This is a genomic window from Achromobacter pulmonis, assembly GCF_902859765.1.
In the GTDB taxonomy this organism is placed as follows: Bacteria; Pseudomonadota; Gammaproteobacteria; order Burkholderiales; family Burkholderiaceae_B; genus Achromobacter; species Achromobacter pulmonis.
Genome location: NZ_CADIJV010000016.1, coordinates 1 through 22,107 on the forward strand (window position 1 = coordinate 1; position 22,107 = coordinate 22,107).

Here is a 22,107-nt window from a genome sequence, read left to right on the forward strand (position 1 = left end):
GGCCGCGGCGGGTTCGGCCGCCTGGCGGGCCGGCGCGGCGGGCGCCTCGATGGCGGTCTGCGGACCGGCGTCACCGTTGAGCGCCAGCATGCGCAGGCAGGCCATGATGAAACCGGCGTACTCGTCCGGCGCCAGGGTCAGTTCGCCGCGGCTGTGCACCGCCACCGAATAGAACAGTTGCACCGCGTCGGGATGCAGGGTTTGCGCAAGGCGGGCGATGTCGGCCGCCAGCGGGTCCTCGGCCGGCGTCACGCCCGACACGCGCTGCTCGATCGCGATGCGCGACAGCAGCACGGCCAGGTCGGCCAGCGCGCCGGCATATGACAGTCCGCGCGTGGCCAGTTCATCGGCAACCGCCAGCACGCCTTTGGCATCGCCGGTGGCCAGCGCGTCCAACAGGCGCACCAGGTGGCGCTGGTCGATGGTGCCGAGCATGCCGCGCACGGCGTCCTCGGTCAGGTTGCCGGCGCTGTAGGCAATGGCCTGGTCGGTCAGCGACAGCGCATCGCGCATGGAACCGCCCGCGGCCTGGCCGATGAGACGCAGCGCCGGCACTTCGAAGCCGACCTGCTCTTCGCCCAGCACCGCCTGCAGGTGGCCCACGATGGAGTCGGCCGGCATCTGCTTCAGATTGAATTGCAGGCAGCGCGACAGCACCGTGACCGGGATCTTCTGCGGGTCGGTGGTGGCGAGGATGAATTTGACGTGTGGCGGCGGCTCTTCCAGCGTCTTGAGCATCGCGTTGAACGCGTGCCCCGTCAGCATGTGCACTTCGTCGATCATGTAGACCTTGAAGCGGCCCGCGCCCGGCGCATAGACGGCCTGCTCCAGCAGTTGGGTCATTTCCTCGACGCCGCGGTTCGAGGCCGCGTCCAGTTCGAGGTAATCGACGAACCGGCCGGCGTCGATCTCGGTGCAGGCGCGACAGACGCCGCAGGGCTTGGAGGTGATGCCGGTTTCGCAGTTGAGCGATTTGGCCAGGATGCGCGACAGCGTGGTCTTGCCGACGCCGCGGGTGCCGGTGAACAGCCAGGCGTGATGCAGGCGCTGGGTGTCGAGCGCATGCGTCAGCGCGCGCACCACGTGATCCTGTCCCACGAGGGTATCGAACGATCGCGGCCGCCACTTGCGGGCCAGTACCAGATAAGTCATGGCGGGATTGTAGAGCCTTTGCAAGAGCCTATGCGATTGCCGGCGCGAAATGCAAAAGGGACGGAATCATTTTCCGGGGAATCCCCCTTGGAAAACAACCCCGTCCCCTTTGAGAAACCGGTTGGCGAGCCTTACTCCGGCACTGACCCTAAACGACTATGGCTGCTTCGTTCCCGACCTGACCAGGTTCACCGTCGAACCATGCGGAGGGGCCCGCCAAGCAAGATTCTAGCAGAGCTTCGCGTTGCTCGCTCGGCTAGCCTCTTGCTTGGCGGGCCCCGGGGGGCTGTATGTGCGCCCCCTCCCCGGCCCTCCCCCCGAGGGGGAGGGGGAGAAGACGTTGCTTCGCTTGTCTTGGTGGCTCGCTTCGCTTTGCCTTGCTTGCCTTGCTTGCCTTGCTGCCTTGCTTGCCTTGCTGCTTTGCTTGGCTTGCTGTCTTGCTGCCTTACTTGGCTTGCTGTCTTGCCTATCTTGTTGTCTTGCGGTCTTTCTTGCTTGTCGCCTGGCTGGGTGTGCTTTGTTTGACCTCGTCGCTTTTGCCTTCCGGGGGGGGGGGGCTTGTCGGCGCTATTTGAGGGGGGAGGGTTACAGGTCGATCCAGGCGCGGGCGCGGGGGAAGTAGAGGGCGGCGCGGGCGTTGCGGCCGTCCAGGGCGGTGACTTGGGCGCAGTAGCGCAGGAGTTGGTCGCCGTGGCGTTGGCGCATGCGTTGGGCGAAGGCGGCGGGAGATTCATTGGGTTGGGGGCGGCCGGTCTTGTAGTCGACGATGAGCCAGCCGTCTTCGGTGCTCAGCGCCAGGTCGATGACGGAGACCTTGCCGGCGGCGTCGATGAGGGGCCATTCGCGACGGGCGCCGGATTGGGACAGGAGCCAGAGGCCGCGTTCATCGGCCAGGGTGGACTGGAGCGTGTCGAGCACGGCTTCGGCGGCGGCGTCGGCCTGGCTGGCGGGGATGCCGGCGCGGGTCAGTTGGCGGCGCATGGCGGACTGGCGCTGGGCCAGGGCCTCGGCCGGCCAGGCGGCGATGCCGTCGTGGCCGATGCGGGCCAGCCAGGCGTGGGCCAGGGTGCCGATGGCGGCGTCGTAGCCGGATTCGAGTTGCCAGGCGGGATGTTCGGCGCTGTCGCCCCAGGCGCCGCGCGCGGTGGCGGCGAAGCCGGGGCTGATGGCCACATCGGTCTGGCGCGCCAGCTGCGCCAGACCATCACCGCGCACGCGGCGCAGGGGCTCGCCTTGCCACTCGGGGCCGTCGTCGCGGGGTTCGGCGTTGTCGCCTTCCGTCGCGGGTGGCTCCGGTGTTGCCAGGCACGGCCAGAGGCGCCCCAGCAGACTGGCGGATGGCGGGGGCTTGGCCTGGCCGGTGGCCTCGTCGACGGCGACGTGGCCCACCAGGTGCAGGCGCTTGCGGGCGCGGGTGGCGGCCACATACAGCAGGCGGTCGATTTCGTAGGAAGCGCGGCGCGCCTCGCGCGCGCCGAGGTAGCGCGACACGGGGTCGGCCTCGGTCTCGGCGCGCGGCTTGACCGGGCCGAACAGCACGCGGCCGGCGCTTTGCTCGAAGCGCACCAGCGGCGGCTGGTCGCCGCGCGGGGCGCGATGCAGGCCGTAAAGGATGACGGTTTCGAACTGCAGGCCCTTGGACTTGTGCATCGTCATGATCTCGACCGCGGCATCTTCGTCGGCCGCGTCGGGCGCCGCGAACAGGCGCGCGATGCCGGCGTCAAGCGCGGCCGCATCGATGGCGCCGTGCGGCGCCAGCCGCTCGACCAACTGGAACAGGCTTTCGGCATCGTTGGCCACCGAGGGGCCGCTGTACAGCGCGGGCCCGCCCAGGCGGCGCCACAGCATCTCGACCCAGGCCGCGAAAGGCATGGCGCCCGACGCGTTGCGGGTGTCCAGCAGCACCGCCGCCACCTGCTTCAGGCGCGCGTATTCCTCGGGACGCAACAAGGCCTCGGCGCTGGGCCGGACGTCCGCGCCGCCCAGCGACGGCGCGGCCTCGCCCGCCGCCACCGGCATCGCAGCGGGTTCCTGCCGCGCCGCGGACGCCGAGTCGTCGAACAAGGCCCCTTGCGCCGGGTTCTCGGTGTCGTCGAACAAGGCCCCTTGCGCCGGGTTCTCGGTGTCGTCGAACAAGGACCCCTGGCGCGCCGCCGGCACAGTGGCCAAGGGGGTCGCGGCGGCCTTCGCTGGCGCGGGGCGCAACAGCCGTTCCAGCAGGACCGGCACCGGCGTCACGTGATCGTCGCCGAACAGGCGCTGCAAGGATTCCAGCGTCAGGCCGCAGAACGGCGCGCGCAGCACCGACAGCCAGGCCAAGCGGTCCCCCGGATGCGACAGCGCCCGCACCAATTGCACCAGGTCCGCCACCACTGGCCGCAACGCCAGCGGCACCAGGTCCACCGCGCGGCAACGGATGCCTTCCTGCGCCAGCCGGCGCGTCAGATTGCCCAGGTGGCTGCGAGCGCGCACCAGGATGGCGACCGGATGCTTGCTGCCCGCATGGTCGGCCAACGCCTGCCGCACCAGGCCGACCGCGATGTCCTCGGCCTGCTCCTCGGCCGGCGCGGCGCCGGCGCGTGACCAGGCGGGATGGAAACGCACGGCGGGCTCCGGCAGGGCCTCGTGGAAAGCGCTGGACGGGCTGTACTTGATGGCGCCGGCGGCGGCGTCGCTGCGCTTGGGCAGCAATTGCGCGAACGACTGGTTGACCCAATCGACGATACCCGCCTGTGAACGGAAATTGTCGGTCAGGTTGAGAAAGTCCGGCTGCAGCTCCCCCACGCCCTGCTCCGCCACTTCCAGGAACAGGCCCACTTCCGCCTTGCGGAAACGGTAGATCGACTGCATCGGGTCGCCCACCAGGAACAGGCTGCGGCCGTCGCCCGCCTGCCAGCCCGAGGTCAGCGTGCGCAGCAGGTCGAGCTGCGTCTGGCTGGTGTCCTGGAATTCGTCGATCAGCAGATGACGGATCGACGCATCCAGCTTGAGCAGCAGCTCGCCGGGATCGTCGGCGCTGCCCAGCGCCGCGGCGGCGCGCTGCGAGATCTCGATGAAATCGACCTCGCCGGTGTCGGCGAAGCGCAGCCGCAGTTGCGCCACGGCCAGCGTCAGTGTCATCAGCTGCGCGCCCAGCACCTCCCACTGGGCATCGCTCAAGCGCGGCGCGGGAATGTCGCGCACCGCGGCCAGGCGCCGCACCCACGGAGCATCGGCGTCGGCGCTTTCGAGCCAGGCCACGAACGGTTCCTTGTGCGCGCACTTGGCCGGAAACCCCAGGGTCTTGGTGACGGTCTTGCGCAGCGTACCCGCGCCGGTCAGCAGCAGATGCGCCACGGCGCGCCACTGGTCCAGCACCTCGGCGTCGGGCGGCAGTTCGTCGGTCCAGTCAAGCAATGCCGCCAGCCGGTCGTCTTCGCCGCCGTCCTGCAACTGGGCCGCGGCCAGGCGCGCCGGGCCGCACAGCGCCTCGGCCCAGCCGAGGGGCATGGCCTCGCACAGCGCGTCCAGGTCTTCGCCGATGGCCTCGGCCAGGGTTTGTTCCAGGGCCTCGCGGTCGGCGCTGTGGCGCAGCAGCGGCAGCCATTGGTCGCGCTGGCCCAGCATGTCGGCGATGGCATCGCGGGCCGCCTGCACGTCCACGTCCATGTGTTGCAGCAGGATGCGCACCGCGTCGTAGTCATCGGCCAGATCGAGCGTGGCGCGGGCCGCCGCCAGGTAATGGGCGCGGGCATCGTCGGTGATTTCGGGCATGCCGCCCAGTTCGGACAGCCACGGCATGCTGCGCACCAGGCCGGCGCAGAACGAGTCGATGGTGCGGATGGCCAGCCGCGCCGGGTGTTCCAGCAGGTGCCATTGTTGTTCGGCATTGCGCGCCAGCGCGGCGCGTGCGAGTTCCCAGCTGCGGCGTTCATGCGCGGCCTCGGGCGGCGCCTCTTGCCCGCGGCGCAGCTTGCTGAGCACGCGCGCATGCATCTCGGAGGCGGCTTTGCGCGTGAAGGTGATGGCGACGATTTCCTCGGGGCGGCTGACAGTGGCCAGCAGCGCCAGGATGCGGTCGGTCAGCAGCTCGGTCTTGCCGGAGCCGGCGGGGGCCTGCACCAGAAACGAGCGCGCGGGATCCAGCGCGGCCGCGCGCGCGGCGTGGTCCTGGGGCAGGCGTTCGACATCGGCCATGGCTCAGGCGTCCTCATCGTCCAGGTGCAAGCGCAGGAACGGCAGCGCATCGCAGTATTTCAGGTCATCGCGCCGGTAGGCGACATTGGCGGCATGCCCCGCCACGTATTCATCGGCCAGCGATTCGATCGCGGCGCGCCAGCGCTGGCGGATCTCGGGCCAGGACAGGCCGTCGAAATACTTGCTTTCGGCGGCCAGCGTCACGCCTTCCATGCCCAGGTCTTCGTCGGCCAGGCCCTGCGCCGCCACCTGGCGCGCGTGGATCTGGGCCAGCACCAGGCCGGCCACCTCGCCGCCGGCGGCGTCGGCCAGCACCGAGGCGTAGAACGGCAGTTGCAGGTTGACGGGACGGCTGCGCGACCAGTCCGGCTCGGGTTTGGCGGCGGCCACCCCGGTCTTGTAGTCGAGGATGACGTTGCGGCCATCGGCCAGCGTGTCAATGCGGTCCAGCCGCAGTTTCAGGTGCAGCGCGCCCCGCCGCCATTCATGGTTCTTCTCGACCTGCGCCACGGCGAACGGCAGGCGCTGGGCCTCCATGTCGAGCCACGACGCCAGTACCGCCCGGGCCCGCGCGCATTCCAGCGCCTTCAGGGCCGGCGCGTATTCCTTGAGTTCCTCGTCCGCCGCCTGCGCCACCGCCTGTTCGAGCAGCGCGGGCAGGCGGCCCGCGGCCAGCGTCTCGTGCAGGGCCTCCTGGTCGGGCAACATGCCCCACACCCGTTCAAGCGCCTTGTGCAGGAACTGGCCGCGCACGTTCACCGTGGCCGCGTCGGCGTAGGGCGCCAGTTCGCGCCCGCCCAGCCGGTGCCGCACGAAGGCCCACAAGGGGTTGCGCGCCTGCGTGTCCAGGACATCCAGGCCGCCGCCGCCGCGATCAGCGGCGGCCAGGGGCGGCCCGCGCGTATCGTCCAGCGATTCCTGCGGCAAGGCGGCCACGGCGGCAACCGGCGCCGGCCGCCAATCGGTCGGCGGCGCCGCCGCGATCAGCGGCGATGGCCGCAGCTCGCGTTCGCCATCCATGTGCGCATGGCTGACGATGACCTGCGGCGCGCAGCGGCACAACGCCGCGTAGATGCCTTCGGCCCATTCACGCTCGCGCTCGGGCGTGGCGCGCGGCGCCTTGGCCTGGCGCAACACGGCCAGCGGCAGCAACGGATTCGGCTTGGGCGAAGCCGGCAGCACATCGTCGGTCAGGCCCAGCATCCAGATGCCATCCCAGAAGCCGCCCTCGGCCTCGAGCAGGCCCAGCACGTCCAGCCGCGCCAGCGGATCGCGCTGCGGCTGGAACGACGCGGAGCGCGCCACGCTTTGCAGCAGATTGACCGCCGCCACGCCCCCCAGCCTGCCCGCCGCCGGCGCCAGCGCGGAGAAACCGCCCAGGGCCTCGCCCAGCGCGCCCAGCACCTGGTAGCCGACGCTGTCCAGCACGCCTTCGCCGGGAAAGCCCAGCGCCGTCAGCGCCGCTTTCATGCGCAGCATCCAGACGTCGCAGGAGGCGCGGGCGCCGCCGCGCGTCCAGATTTCCATGGCCTGGTCCCAGGCCTGCGCCAGCGGCGGCAGCAACGCCAGCTGCTTGCGCCATTCGACCGCGCCGACATGGACCTGGCCGCGGCGGCGCCAGCGCGCATCGATGGCGGCCAGGCGGGCACGCTCGCTGACATCGCCAGCGCAATGCCCCGCCAGCAGGGCCGCGCCAAGCACCTCGACGCCGCAGCCCTTGCCCGCCGCGCATTCGGCCAGCGCGCGCAGCCAGGCCAGCGCCGCGCGCGCCATCGGCCATTCATCCAGCGGCCGGCCAACCGCCACGTTGAAGGCGAACGCCGGCGCGCCGTCGCGCCCCGCCAGGGCCTGGCTGAGGACGCGGCGCGCAAAAGGCGACTCGGCCTCGAGCTGCGGGGACACGATGGCGTAGCGGCCGGAGGGGTGACGCGCGAGCTGGTCCGCGGCCCATTCGGCGGCCGCGCGCCATTCGGCCCCCTGGTCGGACGCCTCGAAGCGCCGCGGCGCGGCCGGCGCGCGCTGCGTGTCGCGCCATTGCGCGATCCGGCAGCCCTGCGCCTCGAAGGCTTGCAGCAGGCGCCGAAAGCGCGGCGACAAATCGGTGAAACCCGCCAGGACCAGTTGGCCGGGAACGGCCAGGCGGCCGTCTTCGAGCGCGCGCAATACGCGCGCGTAGCCCTGGTTCGCATCCTCGGCGTCGATGGCTGCCAGCGCCTCGCGGTAGCGCCGGCGCCAGCGGGCAAAGCCGCGGTATTCATCGGTATCGGCGCCGGATGGCACCTGCAATGTCCATTCGTCCATCAGCAGGTCGGCATCCATCGACAGGCGGGCGGCCTGGCTGGCGTCGAGCAGCACGCGTTCGGCCTCTTCGGCGCGGATGGCCTCGGTCCAGACCAACTGGGTGGCGAAGCTGTCCAGGCGATAGGCCGGCACATCCTCGTCGTCCTCGAACGCCAGCTCATTGGCGGACTCGGCCAGCCAGGCGGACAGGGGCAGGATGCGAGGCAGTTCGCTGACCTGGCGTTCCTGGCGCAACAGCCCGGCCAGTTCAAGCGTGAGCCGGCGCGACAGGCGGTTGTTGACCGTCAGCACCAGCAGGTCGGCGGCGGGCAAGGCGCCGATGCCGGGCAGGCTGAGATCAGGGAAGGAAAGCGGGGCGTCCTGCATGGAAAGGCGAAGAATCGTTCACCGCCGTAGGATACCGCGAGCCCGCCCCGCCAGCGTGCTCAAAAACCGCACAGCGAGGCCAGATTTTCCCAGTGGATCTGCATGCCGGGCGTGGTGTAGCCCCAGAAGGCCAGGCCCAGCACCAGCGCCAGCGCCACCCAGCCCAGCAGCCGCCAGCCGCGTTGACGGCGGACGGGCTTGGATGCTGGCGTGGCGTTCATGATGGCTTGCGGCAAGTCAGGCGGCGGCCGGCTGCGCCAGCGGCTGTTCGCGCACGGGCAGGCACAGCAACGCCGCGGCCACCGCCAGCGCCACGCCCAGCCACCAGACCAGGTCGTAGCTGCCGGTAGTGGCGTAGGCATAGCCGCCCAGCCAGACCCCGATGAAACTGCCGACCTGATGGCCCAGGAACACAATGCCGGACAAGGTCGCAGCATAGCGCAGGCCGTAGATCTGGCCGATCAGGCCCTGCGTCAGCGGCACCGTGCCCAGCCAGAACAGCCCCATCCAGGCTGCGAATGCATACAGCACCCAAGGTGACAGCGGCAGCCACAATAGCAACAGGATGCCGAAGGCGCGCATGCCGTAGACCACCGCCAGCAGACGCTTCTTGCTGTACTTCCCGCCAAGCTTGCCGGCATAGAAAGAACCCAGCACGTTGAACAGCCCGATCAGCGCGATCGCGGTGGCGCCCTGCCCCGGCGTCAGGCCGCCATCGGTGACGTAGGCCGGCAGGTGCAGCGTGATGAAGGCGGTGTGGAAGCCGCAGACGAAATAGCTCCAGAACAGGAAGTGGAACGACGGATGCCGCACCGCCTGGCGCACCGCCGCCGCCAGCGATTGCTGCGGCCCGCCATGGGCTTGCGGGCGGCCGCGCAGGTAATAGGCCAGCGGCGCGGCGCAGGCCACGAACAGCGACAGCACCCACAGCGCGCCCGGCCAATCCAGGCCGGAGATCAGCACCTGGCCGGTCGGCACCACGGCGAACTGGCCCAGCGAACCGCCGGCGCTGGCGATGCCCATGGCGGTGCTGCGATAGGCGGGCGGCACCGCGCGCGCCACCACCGGCAGGATCACCGGGAAGGTCGTGCCGGCCTGACCCAGGCCGACCAGCAGGCCGGCGCTCAGGTAGAGCGTGGTTTCGTCGGTGGCGAAACGCGTGCCGATCATGCCCAGCATGTACAGCAGCGCGCCCAACGCGATGGTACGGCCGGAACCATACCGGTCGGCCAGGATGCCCATGAAGATGCAGGCCACGCCCCAGACCAGGTTCTGCAGGGCGAAGGCCATGGAAAACACTTCGCGGCTCCAGCCGTGGGCCAGGCCCATCGGCTGCATGAACAGGCCGAAGGTGGCGCGCACGCCCATGGCCAGCAGCACCACCAGGGTACCCAGGATGATGGTGCGCAGGTAACGCGTATCGGTAGTGCTCGACATGATTGTTCTTATTGACGACGGCGGGCGCCCCCCTCTCCTCGGGACGGTCGGGCCTTGGGCCAGACGCGCACATCATAAACAAATAACCCGGACCGCCCGGGAATACCCGCGTCGGCACATCGCATATGCCCCCACAATTTAGTTGATTTTATCAACTACATATTCCAGAATGGGACTTTTCCCACCTCCCCTGAACCATGACTCTGCAAACCCCGCTGACCCGCCTGCTGGGCACGCGCTATCCGATTATCCAGGGCGGCATGAGCTGGGCCTCGTCGAATGCGGCGCTGGCGCTGGCGGTGTCGCGCGCCGGCGGCCTGGGCGTGATCGCCGCCGGCCCCATGTACCCCGAGGCGCTGCTGGCCGCCATCCGCGCGGTCCGCGCCGGCACCGACGCGCCTTTCGCGGTCAACATCCCGCTCTACAACAAACGCGCGCAGGAACACATGGACATCGCCCTGAGCGAGGGCGTGCCCATCATCATCGCGTCGCAGGGCGGGCCGCAGAAGCACATCGGCCGCGCGCGCGAGGCCGGCGCCAAATGGCTGCAAGTGATCGCCAGCCCCGAACATGCCGCCAAGGCCGAAGCGGCTGGCGTGGACGCGGTGATCGCGGTCGGCCTGGAAGCCGGCGGCCATCCCGGCCCCGATGAAATCGGCTTGCAGGTATTGCTGCGTTCCGTGGTGCGGCGCGTGTCGGTGCCGGTGGTGGCGGCCGGCGGCATCGCCGATGGCGCCGGCATCGCGGCGGCGCTGTGCCTGGGCGCCGCCGGCGTCCAGTTGGGAACACGGTTCCTGCTGACGCCGGAGGCCGGCGTGTGCGATGCCTACAAAGCGGCGGTGCTGGCCGCCGGCGTGGCCGACACCACGCTGGTGGGGCGCGGCCGCTCGCCGGTACGGATGCTGCGCAACGCCTTTGCCCACGACTATCTCGCGGCCGAACGCGACGGCGACCAGACCGTGCTGGAGACGATGTTCGCCGGCAGTTCCCTGAAGCAGGCCGCCTTCGACGGCGACGTGCGGGGCGGCAAGGTCGAGGCCGGCCAGAGCGCGGGCCTGATCGACAGCCTGCAACCGGCCGGCGCGGTGGTCGAGCAACTGGTGGCGCAAACCCGCGATGCGCTCAGGCGCGTGGCGTTACTGGCCGGATGAACCGCAGCGTCCGGCCAGAATCCGCCTATTTCTTCATCAACCCCGCCGCCTGCACCAGCTTGCGCATGGCGGCCTGGTTCCGCTCCACGAAGGCAGTGGCTTCCCGCGGCGTCATGGTCCACAGGTCTACCCCCTGCGCCTGCATCAGTTTGCGGTATTCGGGACTGGCGTTGACCTTGGCCACCGCGTCGTTCAGGCGCTGCACGACTTCCGGCGGCGTGCCCTTGGGCGCGGCCAGGCTGTACCAGGAGGCCGATTCGGCCCCCTTCACGCCGGATTCGGCCAACGTCGGCACCTCGGGCAGCAGCGGCGAGCGATGGTCGTTGGCATAGGCCAGCGCCTTCAGGCGCCCGCTGCGGATGAACGGCAGGCTGGCGGCCAGGTTCAGCACCGCCATGTCCACCTGCCCGCCAACCAGGTCGTTGATGGCCGGCGCGGCGCCGCTGTAGGGAATATGGACGATATCCACGCCGGCGCGTTCGCGGAACAGCTCCGCGCCCAGGTGTGGCGAACTGCCCGGCCCGGCCGACGCGTAGTTGATGCGCCCCGGCTCCTTGCGCGCCATCGCGATCAGTTGCCCGACGCTGTCGACCTCGAGCGTGGGCCGCACCACCAGCATATTGGGCTGGTTGGCAACAATCGAGATAAATGCGAAGTCCTTGATGCCGTCGTACGGCGTCTGCTGCATCAGCGGCGTGACCACATGCGCGGCCGAGGTGCCGAGCAGCAGCGTGTAGCCGTCGGGCTTGGCGCGCGCCACGTAATTGGCGCCGATGGCGGCGCCGCCGCCGGCCTTGTTCTCGACGATGACGGCCTTGCCCAGCTGTTTCTCCAGTTCGCGCGCCAGGGCCCGTCCGAGTACGTCGGCCGGACCGCCGGCGGCGTAGGGGTTGACCAGCGTGATGGGTTGCGACGGGTAGGCCTCGGCGGCCATGGCCGGGCCGCTCAGCGCGCCCGCCAACGCCGCGCCGCACAGCAGGCGCTTCATAATCTTCATGGTTTGTCTCCTGGAATATTGTGTTTTGTGTCTGATGGTGTGCGAGGGATGGCAACGGGGCGCCGCGCCCCGCCCCCTAGATCGCGCCCTGCTCGCGTAAAGCCTCGATCTGCGCCGGCGCCAGGCCCAGCCGGCCGGCCAGCACGCTGTCGGTATGCTCGCCCAGCAAGGGCGGGCGCTGCAGCCGCGGATCGTCGAAACCGTCGAACTTGAATGGCACCGGCACCGCGCCGAAGCGGCCGATGGACGGATGCTCGTAGCTGCCAACCATGCCGCGCGCCAGCACGTGCTCGTTGTGCAGGATTTCCTCTACGTCCAGGATCGGGCCGGCCGGCACGCCACGCGCATCGCAGCGGCGGCACAGTTCGTCGCGCGTCAGCCGCGCGGCGGCGGCCGACAGACCGGCCATGACCTCGTCGCGCCGCGCCACGCGCACGGCGTTGCGCGCCAGTTCCGGGTCGTCGGCCCATTGCGGCAGGTCGAGCGCCTCGCACAGCGGCTTCCAATGCTGGTCGCTGCCGGTGATCTGCACCCAGCGCCCGTCCCCGCACTGGAAGGCGGCGGACGGCACCCGGCCGGGGTGCTCGGTGCCCAGGCGCGGCGGCACTTCGCCCAGCGCAAAATAGCGCGCGGCGGCCAGCGACAGCAGGCCTACCTGCCCGTCCAGCATCGAGAAATCGATATGGCAGCCCTGCCCCGAACGCGCCCGTCCCACCAGCGCCGACAGGATGCCGATGGCGGCCCACAGGCCCGAGGTCAGGTCGCTGACGGGCAGGCCCGGCTTGACCGGACCGCCGCCCCGCTCGCCGGTCAGGCTCATGATGCCGCCCATGGCCTGGAACACCGTGTCATAGCCCTTGCGCGGCGCGTATGGCCCGGTCATGCCGAAACCGGTGCACGAGAAATAGATCAGGCCGGGGTTGTCCGGGGCGATGTGCTCGCGGTCGAGGCCGTACTTGGCCAGCGTGCCGACCGGGAAATTCTCCACCACCACGTCGCAAGTCTGGGCCAGGCCCCGGATCACGGCCTGCCCTTCGGGGTGGCGGAAGTTCACCGTGATCGACTGCTTGCTGCGGTTGAATGCTAGGTAGTAGGCCGACTCGGTGCCGCCCTCGCCATGCACCTTGGGTTCGAAGCCACGCGTCTCGTCGCCACCGCCGGGCTGCTCGACCTTGATGACCTCGGCGCCCAGCTCGGCCAGGATCATCGAGGCGAACGGGCACGCCAGCACGCGCGACAGGTCCAGGATAGTGACGCCTTCGAGCGGCCTCATCGCGCCGCCCCCTGGCGGAAGCCGCGCATGATGACGTTGGCGTCGCGGCCCACGCCCAGCGCCTCGCCCAACCCCAGATCGGCCGCGCGGTGGAAGGCGCGCTTGGTCAGGCCCATGGCCGCCGGTTCCCAGCCCGCCAGGCGCCGCGCCATCGCCAGCGCCTCTTCCAGCACCTGCGCGGCGGGCGCGACCCGGTTGGCGATGCCCAACTGCAACGCGCGCGCGCCATCGATCGGCTCGGCCATCGCCACCAGCTCGAAGGCATGCTTGCGGCCCACCTGCCGCACCAGGTTGGCCATGACCACGGCGGCCACGATGCCGTGGCGCAGTTCCGGATAGCCAAAGCGTACGTCCGAGGCCATGACCGTCAGGTCGCACGCCAGCGCCAGGCCGGCGCCGCCGCCGAGCGCGTTGCCATGCACCGCGCCAATGACCGGCTTGGCCATGCGCGAGAACACCAGGTGCAGATCGGTGGTGAGATCCGCGCGGCGCAGCACCGCGTCCGGTTGTTCCGGCGTCAGCGCCGAGAACTCGGTGGTGTCGGCGCCCGCGCAGAACGACTTGCCGTTGCCCGCCAGCACCACGGCGCGGATCGCCTCGTCGCGGTCGGCCTGGCGCAGGGCGTCCAGCAGCGACGTGGTCAGCGCGGTGTTCAGGGCGTTGTGTTTTTCCGGACGGTTCAGCCGCAGCAGCCGCACGGCGTCCAGGTCTTCGATGATCAGTTCCGACATCACGGATATCCTCTTCCAATGGCGATGTGCAAATTGATTGATTAAATCAACAATAAGGGTAAAAAAAGGCGCAAGGCGCGCCCCTCGCGTTCAGCGCGGCTGCACCCCGCGGCCACGACGCGCCGGCACCTCCGCCTTGCACTCGTTCAACATCTCCAGCGCATGCGCGGTGAGCTTGTCCAGCGTGCGCTCCAGGGTTTCGCGTTCGGTCTCCGAAAGCACCGACAGCATGCTCTCGTTGCGCTCGATCGCAGCCGGGAACATCTCTTCGTACAGCGCGCGGCCGGCGCGCGTCAGGTCCAGGCTGACGCCGCGCCCGTCCTGGCTGTCGGCGCTGCGCTGGATCAGGCCGCGCTCGATCAGCTCCGACACGGTGCGGCTGGCCTGGCTCTTGTCGATATTGGCCTCGCGCGCCACCGCGTTCAACGACATGTCCGGCGCCGCGCCCAGTAGCGCGATGATGCGCCATTCGCGCGGACCGACGCCGTAGCGGCTTTCGTTCAGGCCGGCGGCGATACGGCTGGACACATAGGCCAGCCGGTTCAGGCGGTACGAGAACAGCTCCTTTAACGCCCGGGGTGCGGGACGCGCGGCGGTGGCGGACTTGGATGCGGTGCGGGTGGCCATGGCGAACTCGTCAGATGCGGAAAAGCGTGGCGCGCGCGCGCGGCGCGCGCCACTGCCCGCATGATATACAAAGGCCGCGCGCGGCCCTCATGCCGCCGCTCCCGCGGCCACGCCGATCAGCGGGTTCAGCCCGCTTTGCGCCACCCGGCTGTGCAGGACGCGCCCCAGCACCTCCTGGCAGCGCGCCGAGATGGCCGCCAGCGCCCGCAGGTCCAGGCCGGTGCGCACGCCCATCGACTCGAACAGGTTGACCAGGTCCTCGGTCGCGACATTGCCGGTGTGGCCGCCGCCATAGCGCACCTTGGCCGGATGGCCGCCGACGCCGCCGAAGGCGCAGTCGAAATGCGTGACGCCCGCTTCCAGCGCTGCCAGGTAGTTCACCAGCCCGGTACCGCGCGTGTCGTGGAAATGCGCCACCGGCGTCACCTCGGGCAGCTCGCGCGCCATGCGGCCATACAGATCGCGCACCGAAGCGGGCGTGGCCATGCCGGTGGTGTCGCCCAGCGTCACGATGCCCACGCCCAGCGCGGCGAAGCGCCGCGCATCGGCCATGACCGCATCGGGATCGACCGCCCCCTCGAAGGGGCAGCCGAACGCTACCGAGATCGTGCCGATGAGGCGAAAGCGGCCATTCGCCAACCGCGCCATCGCGGCGATGTTGTCCCATTGCGCGGCGCGCTCGCGCTTGAGGTTGCGCGTCGAATGCGATTCGCTGGCCGAGACCAGCAGGCTGATCTCGTTGGCGCCGATGCCAGCGTCCAGGTCGGCCAGCGCCCGCTCGACGGCGCGCGCGTTGGCGCAGGTAGCCTTGTACCAGACCCCCGCGCGGCGCGGCAGCGCCGCCAGCAGTTCGCTGGCATCGCCAAACTGCGGCACCACTTTGGGGTTGGAATAGGAGGTCGCCTCGATCCGCTCGAAGCCCAGCGCCGCGAAACGGTCGATCAGGTCGGCCTTGACCGCCGTGTCGATGAAGTCGGGCTCGTGCTGCAGGCCATCGCGCGCGAAGCATTCGCACAGCACCACGTCGCGCGCGCTCATGCCTGTTGCTCCAGCCCGAACAGCGCCAGCGCATGGGCGCGCAGCTTGTTCTTCTGCACTTTGGAGCTGCCGGTCATGCCGATGTGCTCGAAGCTGTCGACGATCTCAACATAGCGCGGCACCTTGAAATTGGCGCACCGCGCCTTGCACCAGGCTGTCAGCTCGTCCGGCGTGCAGTCCTGCCCGTCCTTGAGCAGCACGAACGCCGCCGGCACTTCGCCCAGCCGCGCGTCCGGCACGCCCACCACCTGCGCCATGCGCACGGCGGGATGGCCGTGCAGGGTCTCCTCCACTTCGGCCGGCGCGACGTTCTCGCCGCCCACGCGGAACATATCCTTCAGCCGGCCCACCATGCGCAGCCGGCCGTGCGCGTCCATTTCGCCCAGGTCGCCGGTGCTGAGCCAGCCGTCCGCGCCGAGCGCGCGGGCAGTGGCCTCGGGCATTTTGTAGTAGCCCTTCATCACGCTCCAACCGCGCGCCTGGATCTCGCCCTGCATGCCGGGCGGCAATGGCGCGCCCGTTCCCGGGTTCACCACCCGCACCTGCATGCCCGGATGCGGCAGCGCCCAGCCCATGGCGCGCAGCTCGAACGGATCGTCGTGCGCCGACAGCGTGATGTTGGGCGAAGCCTCGGATTGGCCGTAGGCATTGCAAATGCCCGGCACGCCCATCACATCGCGGATCTTGCCCATTACCTGCGGGCCGGCGGCGGCCCAGCCGCCACGCAGGTGGATACGGCTGCGGTCGAAATCAGGATGCCCCATCAGCATGAGGAAGATGGTGTCATTGCCGGACGTCAGCGTGCAGCGTTCTTCGTCCAGCATGCGCAATGCCTCGGCCACGTCGAACTTCGGCAGCGTCAGCAGGCAGCACCCGGTCATCAGGCTCACCAGGATCGACAAGGTGGTGCCGGCCACGTGAAAGTACGGGCGGATGCTGAAGTAGCGGTCGTCGGGCCGCACGCCGATGCGCTGCGCCGCGGCCCAGGCGTTGGTCAGCATGTTGGCGTGCGTCAGCATTACGCCCTTCGGGAACGAGGTGGTGCCCGAGGTGTACTGGATCAGCAGCACGTCGTCCGGCGCCACGGCGCGCATGACGGCGTCGAGCGCCGCATCGTCGACCGTGGCGCCGGCCCGCAGGAAGTCCTGCCATGATTGCGCGCCCGTGGGGCAGCGCTCTCCCAGCACCACCACGCGCCGCAGCAGCGGCAGGGCCTGCCCGGGCAAGGCGGTCGTCAGCGCCGGCTCGACCTGCGCCAGCAGATCGAGGAAATCGATGCCCAGGAAGGTGTCGGCCGTCAGCAGCAGTTGAACGTCCGCCTGCTTGAGGCAGAACGCCAATTCATCGGTCTTGAAGCGCGTGTTGACCGGCACCGTCACGGCGCCCAGCAGGGCGCAGGCATAGAACACCTGCACCCAGGCGCCGCCGTTGCCCAACAGCACGCCGACGTGGTCGCCACGGCGCACCCCCGCCGCATGCAGGCCGCGGGCGATGCGGCGCGCGCCTTCCTGCAACGCCGCCCAGGTGTGGCGCTCGCCGGGCGCGACAAAGGCTTCGGCGTCGGCGCGATCGGCCACCTGGCGCGCCAGTGCCTGCGACAGAATCGTCGGGCCGATCATGCCTTGTCTCCCGCCGCGCCGAATCCGGCGATGGCCTGCTTCCAATCGGTGCCGCGCAGGTTTTCCTCGATGGCCAGCAATTCGATCGCCATCGCGCCCTCGCGCGTCGTCGCCAGCCCCTGGTCGATACTGCGCTTGGTCAGCCTGACGGTCAGGGGCGCGGCGCGCGCAATGGCTGCCGCCATCCGCGCCGCCTCCGCGGCAAGCGCCTCGGGCGCATAGACCTGATTGACCAGACCGATCACGCGCGCTTCGGCCGCGTCGAAACGGCGGCCGGTGAACAGCAGCTCCTTGGCCTTGCGGGCGCCGGCGATACGCGGCAGGCGCTGGGTGGCGCCCACCGTGCCCCAGCCCACCTCCGGATAGCAGAACGTGGCCTCGGACGAGGCCAGCACGAAGTCGCAGGCCGCGGCGATTTCGCAACCGGAACCGAACGCGGCCCCCTGCACCACCGCGATCACCGGCTGCGGCATGCGCTCGATGGCGGCATAGGCGGCAAAGCCCTGCACCCGGCGCGCCGTCAATTCGGCATTCGACATGGTCTTGCGCTCTTTCAGGTCGGCGCCGGCGCAGAACGCCGGGCCGGCCGCGGCGATCCGCAGCACGTGCACGTCGGGGTTGTCCGCCAGTTGCTGCATGGCCTGCACCAACTCGGCGCACATCAGGGAATTGAGCGCGTTACGGCTGTCGGGCCGGTTCAGCGTCACCGTGGCGACACGGTCCTGCACGTCCAGCAGGATCGTGTGGAAAGTCGGGGTCATGCCTGCTCCTGGATGTTCTGGGTCTGGGGCCGGCCCGCCGCGTCCAGCGCGACGACGACGGGCCCATGCCGGGCAATATAGGGCATATAGTTGATTAAATCCACTATTTTTCGGCTACTACCCAATGGTGTTACACTTGCGCCCCTGGTCTTTCCCTGGAATATCAAGGCACTAGGCGCCCTTTATGGCCCAGGCGTCTTCCGGGAACGCCCATGCTGCCCGTCTCGCCGTAGTTAAATGGATATAACCGGCCCCTCCTAAGGGTCAATTGGTGGTTCGATTCCACCCGGCGAGGCCACCCTTCCCGGCCTCGATCACGCAGGCCCATTGCAAACCCTTCCCACGTATTCAGCCAATTGAGGGTCATTCCGGGCTACGCTCACGCGCCGCGCGCCAGTAGCGTCGCGGAACGCGCCCGGTGACGTCTGTGTCGCCCGTCAATACGGCCCCGATATTTTTTTGCCCAATGATGGTGAATCGCCTTGCGCATCACTTGAAATTGCTGTTTAAATTCGACGCGTAACCCCCTAATTCATCTGGACTTTTCCGGAACCGCCACAAGCTCGACCCGGGAAACAATTCTTCACAGACTGACAAGCCTGCTCAAACCATGGCATTTAACTGGAAACGTGCAATTGCGAACGCGATAGCGCCGGCGGCGCTGGCGATGTGCGCGCTCCTGCCCCCTGCCGCGCTCGCCGCGAAGCACACCGATCCCTGCAAGACCAACGCCAAGTCGGCCGCCTGCAAGGCCCAACAAGCCAAGAAAGCCCCCGCCCCCGCCAAGAAAGCCGGCGCCGGCAAGGCGGCCACGCCCAAGCACGGCACGGCCAAGGCCACGCCCAAGGCCGCCGGCAAGCAGGCCGCGCCGAAGTCGGCCGCTGCCAAATCCACGCCCAAGGCCGCCGCGGGCAAACATACGGCTGGCAAGGGCGCGCCCAAGCAGGTTGCGGGCAAGAAGGCGCCGCCCAAGGGCAGCCGCCAGGCCGTGGCCCAACATGGCTCATCCAAGAAGGGCGCCAGCGGCAAGAACGGCAAGCCGAACAAGCCGCCGCGCGCGCAACGCACGGCCGCCGCCGCCATGCCGCCACCCGCGGTGTCGGTGCGCGCCGAAGCCGCCGCGCTGCGCTCCAGCACGGCTTACGTGCAGGATCTGGCCACCTCCACCGTGATCTTCGCCAAGAACGAAAACGTGGTGCGCCCGATCGCCTCGATTTCCAAGCTGATGACCGCCGTGGTGGTGGTGGACGCCAACCAGCCCATGGACGAGATGCTCGAGATCACCGATGACGACATCGACGGCCTCAAGCACACCACGTCGCGCCTGCGCGTGGGCACCCGGCTGTCGCGCGGCGACATGCTGCACCTGGCGCTGATGTCCTCGGAAAACCGCGCCGCCAATGCCCTGGGCCGCAATTACCCCGGCGGCCTGCCCGCCTTCGTCGCGGCCATGAACGCCAAGGCGCAGTCGCTGGGCATGACCAGCACGCATTTCATCGAGCCTACCGGCCTGTCCAGCAATAATGTCTCGTCGCCGCGCGACCTGGCCCGCCTGCTGCGCGCCGCGGCGCAGCGCCCGTTGATCCACCGCTATTCCACCGACACCGAATACGACGTCGAAATCAACAAACGCACGCAGACCTTCCGCAACACCAACCTGCTGGTGCGCAAGCCCGACTGGGACATCAAGGTATCCAAGACCGGCTACATCAACGAAGCCGGCGAATGCCTGGTGATGCTGGCGCGCATCAATGGCCGCGATCTGGCGATCGTGCTGCTGGATTCGCAAGGCAAGTTGTCGCGCATCGGCGATGCCGTGCGCATCCGCCGCATCGTGCAGAGCGAAGTGGCCATGGCCTCGACCCAGCCCGGCGGCTGATTCGCGCATCGCCCCGCCCAAGCAAAAGCCCGATCCAGGATCGGGCTTTTTTTCGCCTGCTGCGCCATGGTGAGCCGTCTACGCCGCCACCGGCCGTTTCGCACGCAGCGGCTGAGGGTCGTACATCGCAGGCGGCAGGCCCTCCAATACCGCCTTGGCGTTGAGCGAGCGGATCGGCACCGCCGCATCGGCGGGAATGCGGCCCTCGGCCTGCAGCAGCTGATACCTCAGGCAGCACACCCGCAGGAACGAAGTGAAATTGGCGGCCTCGCCGCGGTATTCCACCAGTTCGTCATAAAGGCGCTCGATCAGTTGCGTCACCCGCATGCCGTCGCGTGCCGCGATTTCTTCCAGCACCTGCCAGAACAACTGCTCCAGCCGCAGGCTGGTGGCCGCGCCGTGCAGGCGCAGGGAACGGGTCTCGGGCGCGTAGGACTGCTCGCTCGCGCGGATGAAGATTTCACACATGGGCGCTCCTGATGCCGACACGATACCTGCGGGCCACTGTACGACGAGAGCCGCCAGCGCGGCAAGATACCCGCGCCCAGGTGCGCACCGCGCCCATTCTGCAACGATAAGTTTCTTGCGTCGAAGCCTTCCGGCCCCCGTTGATATAAATCAAGGTCTCGGCCGCACACCCATCCGAGCATGCTAAGACTGTTCTGACTTCGGAGGTAGCAATGAACAAAACCATGAAGGCCGCCGTGGCTCGCGCATTCGGCAAACCCCTGGAAATCGAAGAAGTCGACGTGCCGCGCCCCGGCGCCGGCGAACTGCTGGTGAAGATCGAGGCCTGCGGCGTCTGCCACACCGACCTGCATGCGGTCGAGGGCGACTGGCCGGTCAAGCCCAATCCGCCTTTCATTCCCGGCCACGAGGGCGTGGGTCACGTGGTGGCGGTGGGCCAGGGCGTGACGCACGTCAAGGAAGGCGACCGCGTCGGCATCCCGTGGCTGTATTCCGCCTGCGGTCACTGCGAGCATTGCCTGGGCGGCTGGGAAACGCTGTGCGAACAGCAGCAGAACGCAGGCTACTCGGTCAACGGCGGCTTCGCCGAGTACGCGCTGGCGGCGGCGGACTATGTGGGCCTGCTGCCCAAGAATGTCGGCTTCGTGGACAGCGCCCCGGTGCTGTGCGCCGGCGTCACGGTCTACAAGGGACTGAAGATGACCGACACGCGCCCGGGCAACTGGGTCGTGATCTCCGGCATTGGCGGACTGGGCCACATGGCGGTGCAATATGCGCGCGCCATGGGCCTGAACGTGGCGGCGGTGGACATCGATGACGACAAGCTGGACTTCGCCAAACGCCTCGGCGCGGAAGTGGTGGTGAATGCCAAGACCACCGATCCGGCGGCGTACCTGAAAAAGGAAATCGGCGGCGCTCACGGCGCGCTGATCACGGCGGTGTCGCCCAAGGCCTTCGAACAGGCGCTGGGCATGGTGCGCCGCGGCGGCACGGTGGCGCTCAATGGCCTGCCGCCGGGCGACTTCCCGCTGTCGATCTTCGACATGGTGCTCAACGGCGTGACCGTGCGCGGGTCGATCGTGGGTTCGCGGCTGGATCTGCAGGAATCGCTGCAGTTCGCCGAGGAAGGCAAGGTGCACGCGACCGTGGCCACCGAGAAGCTGGAGAACATCAACAGCGTGTTCGACCGCATGCGCCGTGGTCAGATCGAAGGCCGCATCGTGCTGGACATGGCGGCTTGACCCTCGCCTGCCATGCAAAAGGCGCCTGCCGCGGCAGGCGCCTTTGTTTTGCGGCCACACGCCCATCGGCCGGGCGACGCGCCAACGAGGCGGCGACCGGCGCCGGATCGCGCGCAGCGGCCCAGGCCGCCACACGGCGCCGCTTCAGGGCGTGATCCGGGTGCCGAGCACGGCCAGGAATTGCGCCAGCCACGCCGGATGCGCGGGCCAGGCCGGCGCCGTCACCAGGTTGCCGTCGGTGTAGGCCTGGTCGATACCGATCTCGGCATAGGTGCCGCCGGCCAGCCGCACTTCCGGCGCGCACGCGGGGTAGGCCGAGCAGGTGCGGCCTTGGAGGATGCCCGCGGCCGCCAGCAATTGGGCGCCGTGGCAGACGGCGGCGATCGGCTTGCCGGCCTGGTCGAAGGCGCGCACGATCTCCAGCACTTTCTCGTTCAGGCGCAGGTATTCCGGCGCGCGGCCGCCCGGGATCACCAGGCCGTCGTAGGAGCCGGCCTCGACCCGGTCGAAGTCGTAGTTCAGCGCGAAATTGTGGCCCCGCTTTTCGCTGTAGGTCTGGGCGCCCTCGAAGTCGTGGATCGCGGTGGCGATGCTTTCGCCGGACTTCTTGCCCGGGCAGACCGCGTGCACCGTATGGCCCACCGCCAACAGCGTCTGGAACGGCACCATGGTCTCGTAGTCTTCGGCATAGTCGCCGACCAGCATCAACAGTCTCTTGCTCATGATTGTCTCCTGGAGTTGGGGAATCGCCGGCTACGGCGCCCCAGGACAGGGCGGCCGGTTCTTGATGTTCTGTAGCCATTGTGCCCCCGCCCGCAGGAACGGGGGTGGTAACCGGATACCACGCGGCGGCGGATGCCCCGACGCGGAGCCGCGTGCGGCCCTTGGGG

At 69.1% G+C, this 22,107-nt stretch carries 17 protein-coding genes, 1 tRNA gene and 1 other RNA gene; 4 read left to right on the top strand and 15 right to left on the bottom strand.

Annotation, left to right across the window (positions count from 1 at the left end; genetic code table 11):
* From dnaX to HV701_RS14755, 6 genes are all read right to left on the bottom strand, one after another.
* On the bottom strand, positions 1-1,152 hold a 1,152-nt coding region (gene dnaX / locus HV701_RS14730; protein ID WP_175133766.1), incomplete at its 3' end, for a DNA polymerase III subunit gamma/tau.
* 120 nt (positions 1,153-1,272) lie between these two features.
* Positions 1,273-1,370: signal recognition particle sRNA small type (gene ffs / locus HV701_RS14735), an RNA gene on the bottom strand.
* Between the two features lie 367 nt (positions 1,371-1,737).
* The gene (locus HV701_RS14740; RefSeq protein WP_175133767.1) at positions 1,738-5,328 is read right to left on the bottom strand and encodes a UvrD-helicase domain-containing protein; all 3,591 of its coding nucleotides are present in this window, start codon (positions 5,326-5,328) and stop codon (positions 1,738-1,740) included.
* Positions 5,329-5,331: 3 nt separating this feature from the next.
* Complete coding sequence (locus tag HV701_RS14745) at positions 5,332-7,995, bottom strand: PD-(D/E)XK nuclease family protein (protein WP_175133768.1); 2,664 nt, start codon at positions 7,993-7,995, stop codon at positions 5,332-5,334.
* Positions 7,996-8,054: 59 nt separating this feature from the next.
* The gene (locus HV701_RS14750) at positions 8,055-8,216 is read right to left on the bottom strand and encodes a hypothetical protein (RefSeq protein WP_175133769.1); all 162 of its coding nucleotides are present in this window, start codon (positions 8,214-8,216) and stop codon (positions 8,055-8,057) included.
* A gap of 16 nt (positions 8,217-8,232) precedes the next feature.
* Entirely contained in the window at positions 8,233-9,432 is a 1,200-nt protein-coding gene (locus HV701_RS14755; RefSeq protein ID WP_175133770.1) for an MFS transporter, read from the bottom strand.
* Positions 9,433-9,629: 197 nt separating this feature from the next.
* Between HV701_RS14755 and HV701_RS14760 the strand changes: the two genes are divergently transcribed.
* Positions 9,630-10,583, top strand: a complete 954-nt coding sequence (locus HV701_RS14760; RefSeq protein WP_175133771.1) for an NAD(P)H-dependent flavin oxidoreductase — start codon at positions 9,630-9,632, stop codon at positions 10,581-10,583.
* A 25-nt stretch (positions 10,584-10,608) separates the two neighbouring features.
* Here HV701_RS14760 and HV701_RS14765 read toward each other — a convergent pair whose 3' ends face one another.
* The 7 genes from HV701_RS14765 to HV701_RS14795 all read right to left on the bottom strand — a co-directional run bounded on the left by HV701_RS14765 (position 10,609) and on the right by HV701_RS14795 (position 17,629).
* A complete protein-coding gene (locus tag HV701_RS14765) occupies positions 10,609-11,580 on the bottom strand; it encodes a Bug family tripartite tricarboxylate transporter substrate binding protein (protein WP_175133772.1) in 972 nt (323 codons plus the stop codon).
* 76 nt (positions 11,581-11,656) lie between these two features.
* Positions 11,657-12,853: a CaiB/BaiF CoA transferase family protein gene (locus HV701_RS14770; protein WP_175133773.1), complete on the bottom strand. Its 1,197-nt coding sequence runs from the start codon at positions 12,851-12,853 to the stop codon at positions 11,657-11,659.
* The gene (locus HV701_RS14775) at positions 12,850-13,584 is read right to left on the bottom strand and encodes an enoyl-CoA hydratase/isomerase family protein (RefSeq protein WP_175133774.1); all 735 of its coding nucleotides are present in this window, start codon (positions 13,582-13,584) and stop codon (positions 12,850-12,852) included. The genes HV701_RS14770 and HV701_RS14775 overlap by 4 nt, the downstream gene beginning before the upstream one ends.
* A gap of 90 nt (positions 13,585-13,674) precedes the next feature.
* Positions 13,675-14,211 carry a MarR family winged helix-turn-helix transcriptional regulator gene (locus HV701_RS14780; RefSeq protein WP_175133775.1) on the bottom strand — a complete coding sequence of 179 codons (537 nt, stop codon included), beginning with the start codon at positions 14,209-14,211 and terminating at the stop codon, positions 13,675-13,677.
* An 87-nt stretch (positions 14,212-14,298) separates the two neighbouring features.
* Positions 14,299-15,249 (bottom strand): hydroxymethylglutaryl-CoA lyase, encoded by a 951-nt coding sequence (locus HV701_RS14785; RefSeq protein ID WP_175133776.1) that lies wholly within the window; start codon positions 15,247-15,249, stop codon positions 14,299-14,301.
* On the bottom strand, positions 15,246-16,868 hold the full coding sequence (locus HV701_RS14790; protein ID WP_175133777.1) for an AMP-binding protein: 1,623 nt from the start codon (positions 16,866-16,868) through the stop codon (positions 15,246-15,248). Before HV701_RS14790 ends, HV701_RS14785 begins: the two co-directional genes overlap by 4 nt.
* Positions 16,865-17,629 (bottom strand): enoyl-CoA hydratase/isomerase family protein, encoded by a 765-nt coding sequence (locus HV701_RS14795; RefSeq protein WP_175133778.1) that lies wholly within the window; start codon positions 17,627-17,629, stop codon positions 16,865-16,867. The genes HV701_RS14790 and HV701_RS14795 overlap by 4 nt, the downstream gene beginning before the upstream one ends.
* 223 nt (positions 17,630-17,852) lie before the next feature.
* Here HV701_RS14795 and HV701_RS14800 point away from each other — a divergent pair.
* Positions 17,853-17,927, top strand: a tRNA-Arg gene (locus HV701_RS14800).
* A gap of 312 nt (positions 17,928-18,239) precedes the next feature.
* Positions 18,240-19,508, top strand: coding sequence for a D-alanyl-D-alanine endopeptidase (pbpG, locus tag HV701_RS26760; RefSeq protein WP_254595179.1), 1,269 nt, complete (start codon positions 18,240-18,242; stop codon positions 19,506-19,508).
* Between the two features lie 78 nt (positions 19,509-19,586).
* Here the strand turns inward: pbpG and HV701_RS14810 are convergent, their stop codons facing one another.
* The gene (locus HV701_RS14810) at positions 19,587-19,976 is read right to left on the bottom strand and encodes a ribbon-helix-helix domain-containing protein (RefSeq protein ID WP_175133779.1); all 390 of its coding nucleotides are present in this window, start codon (positions 19,974-19,976) and stop codon (positions 19,587-19,589) included.
* 212 nt (positions 19,977-20,188) lie between these two features.
* Here HV701_RS14810 and adhP point away from each other — a divergent pair, with 212 nt between their 5' ends.
* Positions 20,189-21,217 carry an alcohol dehydrogenase AdhP gene (gene adhP, locus HV701_RS14815; protein ID WP_175133780.1) on the top strand — a complete coding sequence of 343 codons (1,029 nt, stop codon included), beginning with the start codon at positions 20,189-20,191 and terminating at the stop codon, positions 21,215-21,217.
* A 144-nt stretch (positions 21,218-21,361) separates the two neighbouring features.
* On the opposite strand, the gene HV701_RS14820 is transcribed toward adhP, so the two are convergent.
* The gene (locus HV701_RS14820; RefSeq protein WP_175133781.1) at positions 21,362-21,940 is read right to left on the bottom strand and encodes a DJ-1/PfpI family protein; all 579 of its coding nucleotides are present in this window, start codon (positions 21,938-21,940) and stop codon (positions 21,362-21,364) included.
* Positions 21,941-22,107: the final 167 nt, after the last annotated feature.